The following is a 5,298-nucleotide window of genomic DNA, read 5'->3' as shown; positions in this document are numbered from 1 at the left end:
CAGCGGTCTCCAAAACCGCGTGCCGAGGGTTCAAGTCCTTCTGCCCCTGCCAAACCGATGGTCTTAAGAATGGCTTATCTAAGCCGTTTTTAAGGCTTTTCTTTTTGTTCCATGCTGTTCTGATGCTTGGCGAATGGGTCAAAAATCCTCGGTTTGGGGTTTATTTGGTGTTTATGGGTATCGGGTTATACAGAGAGTTATTGAGATTTGCGGCGGGATTTCGGCTGATTCACTTAGTGCCGTCCGCTTGCTTTTTTTGACTTTGCCGCTGTCGACTTCTGAATAAAACCCATGAAAAAACCGCTGTCGTGATGGCAGCGGTCTTTTTATATCAGCTTGCAGCGGATTTCTTTCTCTGTTGGATGAATAAATCGTCGAGCTTTTCGGCGGCGAGATCGTCGGCGGATTGGATCGCGTGGGCGTATACCCTGCCGGTCGTGGCGGTGTTGGAGTGTCCTAACCGCTTGGATACCGTGGTGATCGGCACGCCGGCGGCGAGCTGCAACGTGGCGTTGGTATGTCTGAGCGAGTGCAGCGTGATGAAAGGGATCTCCGGGTGCTGCTTCATAAACTTGGAAAACCAGCTCGACACGCTGTCGGGCTTGAGCGGCTTGCCTTCGGGGTTCGTGAAAACATAGTCCTCTGTTCCCTTCCAGTAGGACCCAAGCGATAGACGCTGCTCCGTCTGAGCGACTTGGTGCGCGCGCAAATCGTCAAGCGTTGTCTGCGGCAGTCTGATCACGCGCTCGGAGCTCTTGTTCTTCGGCTTGTCTTCAAAGATACCGCGCTTCGGAAGAAACTGTATCGTGCGGCAGATTTTCAGCGTTCCCTTTTTGAAATCAATATCCGACCACTTCAAGCCGAGGGCTTCGCCGCGCCGCATTCCCGTGAACAGCAGCAGGCGCACAATGGTGCGGTGCAGCTCATCGGCGGTCTCGATCGCGCTGATCAACGCGTCCGCCTGCACCTCGTCGATATATTTGGCTTCTTTTTCCTCTGCTTTCGGCGTTTTCGTGCGGTCGCAGGGGTTTGAGAACAGCACGCCCCACTCAACGGCGGTATGCAGGATCACCGAAATCAGGCGGTGATAATGCTGTATCGTCTTGCCTGAGAGCGTCTTGTGACCTTCACCGACGGGCGTAAACAGCTCCGACAGCGGCATTTCGAGCGCAGCGGCGAGCTTTTCGGCGTTCTGTTGATTGACATTGTTACCCTTGCGAATGGAGATCATCGTCGTGTTGGAGAGTCCCGAACGCCGGCACAGCGCGGCGGTGGTCAGCTCATTTTCGCGCAGATAATCGTCCATGCTGATGTTGCAGGTGTATTTGGTGTCGAGCCGGACGCCGCTCTCGGCAAGATTGGCATAGAACGCGCGCAAATGCGGCGGCTGTATCTTGCAGAGCTTGATGTGACCGATCGCGGCGTTTATCCGCGGCAGCAGGCTCTCATACCGGGCGTAGGTGCGCGGCCGCAAATCGTTTTTGCGGTCTTTCATCCATATCTCGGCGAACTCGGCAAAGCGGATGTTTTCATCGAGCACCTGACCCTTTAGGCAGCGTTCCTCAAAGAGCGTAGCCTGCCGCTGTACCTCCTTTTCTATCTGCTTGGCGGTCATGTTCGGCTCCGGCTTCCATGTCATGGTTTTGCGGATCTGCTTGCCGGTCATGTCGTAACCACAGGACACAATGAAGCGGTAGGAATTATTCCTCTTTTCGATGGTTGCTATCTTGATCACCTCCACATTCTTCAAAATAACTATAATCTTCGCAAGCAGTCAAATAAGCAAGCTTAATTCTACCTTTTTTTCTCCACTTTCTAAGATAATCATTAATTTTTAATAGGTACGATTCAATAAACAGGTCTCTTGTTATTTCAACATGAAGTTCTCTTTTATCGCTCGGTAGTTTTTTCTGCTGTGGCACCATTACCCCAGCAATTGATGTTTTTAGTTCGCTTGTATCTGAGTACAAATACACATACAAAGCGAGCATAAAGCTTTCAAAATCATCTTTCTGGATAAGATCATTTAGCACTTCCAAAACAAGTGCTGGTTCATATGTGTCTTTTTCGATAATATACTCAATCGTATCCTGCTTTACTCTTTCTTTCGCGCTTTGTATTTCTTCCTCTGTAGCGTTTTTCGCATCCAACTTTGTCAAAACTTCAAACCACTCTAAAGGCAAAGCCTCAACATCATGTCCGCCAATTTTTATTGTTTCGGAAAGTTCTTCAGCTTCTTCTTTTCCAACTGCTCTTTTTTGCAAATAGTTTAGCTTTTCAATAGATTGTTCTGAGAGCCCTAACGCATAATTAATGCTATTTATTTCAGGGTTAACTGTTTTTACATATGATATTCCAAGAAGATAGTCTGTTGTTGTATCGAAAATCCGTGCAAGAAGTATTAAGTCGTCTGTAGATGGAGTTGACTTCCCGCGTTCCCAATCGGCAATTTTCTGTCTATTACAATTTAGTTTTTCAGCCAAATCAACTTGTGTGTACTTATAGTCCGTTCTAAGTTTTTTGATTGTGTCTTTAATTTGCATTTTTTTCAACCCCATGTCCACGTGTAGTGTTTTTTCCACATTTATAGAAAATAAGGAATTTTTCTTGACATATCAATATTTCCACGTTATAATCAAATGTAGATAATATCATCATCATCTATGATAATCTATTGATGATGATTTGTCAACAATAAATTCACAAAGGGGTTGAAATTATGAACAATCTGGAATTAAGAACAAAGGCACGAAAAAACGGTGTACGGCTATGGGAAATTGCAGACAGATTAGGCATAAGTGAGCCAACAATCACCCGCAAGCTCCGTCGGGAGCTTCCTACCAACGAAAAGCAGCGGATCCTCGCCGTTATCGACGAAATCGCAGCGGCAAAGAAGAAAATGAATGCCGCTGTATAGCGCAGAAAAGGCGCACATGATGAAAGGATCGCATAAAACAAAAAGCGCCGCTCAAAGTGCGGGAACACTCTGAACGGCTGAGACCAAAAACCAAACTCACGTTTTATAGTCCTGCTGATATTCTAACACATTTTGCGGGATTTATAAAGCCCAAAACAATTTTTCCCGAGAAATTTTCCCGAAAGTTGCATAGTTGTATGCAATTTTTCGCGAATTTTCAGGGTATAGTGAGGGGCATATCGTTCTAACTGCGACTTGCTCCCGATATTTTACAATAAAATCCCACGTTATAGCGCGCCGTTAGCCGATGGTCTTATGACAGTACATACTATCAAAAGGCGCACTGACAGCCGCGGCACGCGGAGAAAGGAGTATCAGTTATGATGACTAACACAGCGGCAGAGCTCGCCGCTACACGCAAAATACCCGTTGTTTTGACCGTTAAGGACGCGGTACATAAAATCAAAGAGGATTGCCCCGGCACAGCGATAACGGAGAATTATCTCCGTCAGCTGATAAAGGACGGCATTCTGCCGGAGCTGAAAGCCGGCAACAAGGTTTTGATCAACCTCGACGTGCTGATCGAGTACCTGACAGATCCAACTGCGGAAAAATTCCAGCCGAAAGCGAAGGTGTACAGCTTTGGCGGCATTCGTCCCGTAGCGGCAGGACGGTGAGCCGCTTGCACATCGAAGAACTTCTCCCCTATTTTCAGGGCGTAAAACGGCTCGGCGACCGGCATTACAAAGCGCTTTGTCCGTGCCATAACGACCACGAGCCGAGCCTTGATATTTTGGAAAAGGACGGCAAGATCCTGATGGCATGTCCTGTCTGTGAAGCGGACGGCAGGCGCGTGATGGAAACGCTGGGGCTTCCCGTAAAGGAACTGTTTGCCGAACAGCGGCGGTCTGAGCGCGGCGAAAAACCGCCGGGCGTGGACTACTGCTACACCGACAGCCTGAAAAAATCGCGGTACTACGTTTGGAACGACAAAAAGCAAGCCTACAAAAAGTGCTTTTGCTGGTATCACAAGCGCGGCGCAGAATGGGTAAAGGGCTTACCCAAGGAGAACGGACGGAGTATATCACCGCCGCTTTACAAGCAAAACAACATTGAATGGGCAAAGCAGCACGGCAAGGTGCTCTATCTTGCCGAGGGCGAAAAAGACGTTGACACGCTCACCAAAAAACTGCGCTTGCCTGCAATCTGTTCGCCGCACGGCGCGGCGACGGCGAAGAATCCTGCAAAGAAATGGGACAGCGCCTATAACGCTCTGTTCACCGGCGCAGACGTTGCGGTGATACCCGATAACGACGAAGCAGGACAAGCCTTTGCGCGGTACGTCGCCGGGCAGCTCCTGCCGGTTGCGCAGTCCGTCAAGGTGCTCGATCTGACCGAGGAATGGAAGGAACTACCGACAAAGGGCGATATCACCGACGTTTACGAGAGCGAAACGCCCGACAGCGGCAAAACGATCGCCGAAACCGTCTTGCTGCGTCTGGAAGCCTTGACAGATCGGACGGCGGAATATGTGCCAACGGCTCCGGCAAAAGAAGCGCCGACCCATCCGGTATGGACAAGCGGCAGCGGCGACAGCCGGAAACTAAACGAGCAGATGTATGTCACGGAATTCATCGCACAGAAACAGGTTCGCTGTATCAACAACAAGCTCTATTCGGTAGACGGCGCGATCGAGGACGGCAAGGCGCGGCAGCTGATCATCCGCGATATCCTGCCCTACGTCAAGACGAACCACGGCGACAAGGCGGAAAAGCTGCTGCGCAGCATTAAAGCGCTCTGCTACACGGAGCCGCCGAAGCCGGACACCGGACACCTGCACTTTCAAAACGGCACCTTATCGAAAGATAAGGACGGGCTGTTCACGGTGTTCAGCGAAGAAAAGGACTTCTGCCTGAACCGCTTTCCGGTGAAGTATGATCCCAACGCGCCAAAGCCGGAGCGGTTCCTGCGCTATCTGCAAGACGTGTACCAGGGCGATGACCAAATCACCATACAGCAATACTGCGGTTATTGCCTTATTCCGACAACGATTCTGCAAAAGGCGCTGATCATCATAGGCGAAGGCGGCGAGGGCAAGAGCGTGCTGGGTGCGATCCTCAACGGCGTTATCGGCGAGGACAACTGCTACAACGAGAGTATCAGCACACTGCAAAAAGCGTTCGGCGTGGCAAATGTCGAGGGCAAGCTGCTGTTCATCGACGACGATCTGAGCGAGAGTGCTCTGACGAACGCGCGTATGTTTGATCTTGTATAATAATAGTTGACACAACAGGCTCGAACAAAAAGAGTCAAACAAGAAAGTTCCCCCGTTGAGAGCGTAGGAGCGGCGACGTTGAGTAGCATATTTGCCGATGATAGTC

At 49.8% G+C, this 5,298-nt stretch carries 6 protein-coding genes; 4 read left to right on the top strand and 2 right to left on the bottom strand.

The genetic code is table 11. The features are described 5' to 3' along the window. Window positions 1-260 (top strand): hypothetical protein (locus JKK62_RS17375; protein WP_207752204.1); only part of this gene is annotated, 260 nt, incomplete at its 5' end. A 71-nt stretch (window positions 261-331) separates the two neighbouring features. Here JKK62_RS17375 and JKK62_RS14420 read toward each other — a convergent pair. After that, on the bottom strand, window positions 332-1,741 hold the full coding sequence (locus JKK62_RS14420) for a tyrosine-type recombinase/integrase (RefSeq protein WP_366503356.1): 1,410 nt from the start codon (window positions 1,739-1,741) through the stop codon (window positions 332-334). Then, on the bottom strand, window positions 1,701-2,582 hold the full coding sequence (locus tag JKK62_RS14415) for a helix-turn-helix transcriptional regulator (RefSeq protein WP_201428515.1): 882 nt from the start codon (window positions 2,580-2,582) through the stop codon (window positions 1,701-1,703). Before JKK62_RS14415 ends, JKK62_RS14420 begins: the two co-directional genes overlap by 41 nt. 137 nt (window positions 2,583-2,719) lie before the next feature. On the opposite strand from JKK62_RS14415, the gene JKK62_RS14410 reads away from it, so the two are divergent. The 3 genes from JKK62_RS14410 to JKK62_RS14400 all read left to right on the top strand — a co-directional run bounded on the left by JKK62_RS14410 (window position 2,720) and on the right by JKK62_RS14400 (window position 5,192). After that, a complete protein-coding gene (locus tag JKK62_RS14410; protein WP_201428514.1) occupies window positions 2,720-2,917 on the top strand; it encodes a hypothetical protein in 198 nt (65 codons plus the stop codon). 380 nt (window positions 2,918-3,297) lie between these two features. Further along, complete coding sequence (locus JKK62_RS14405) at window positions 3,298-3,594, top strand: helix-turn-helix domain-containing protein (protein ID WP_201428513.1); 297 nt, start codon at window positions 3,298-3,300, stop codon at window positions 3,592-3,594. 5 nt (window positions 3,595-3,599) lie between these two features. Then, window positions 3,600-5,192, top strand: coding sequence for a hypothetical protein (locus JKK62_RS14400; RefSeq protein WP_201428512.1), 1,593 nt, complete (start codon window positions 3,600-3,602; stop codon window positions 5,190-5,192). Window positions 5,193-5,298: the final 106 nt, after the last annotated feature.

It is taken from the genome of Ruminococcus difficilis (assembly GCF_016680995.1).
Note: the sequence above shows the minus strand (reverse complement) of the source record. Positions and strands in the feature narration are given on the sequence as shown.

Bases quoted from the DNA above. Each gene is read 5' to 3' on its own strand.
- JKK62_RS14405 (WP_201428513.1), top strand. From the start codon at position 3,298: ATGATGACTAACACAGCGGCAGAGCTCGCCGCTACACGCAAAATACCC.
- JKK62_RS14410 (WP_201428514.1), top strand. From the start codon at position 2,720: ATGAACAATCTGGAATTAAGAACAAAGGCACGAAAAAACGGTGTACGG.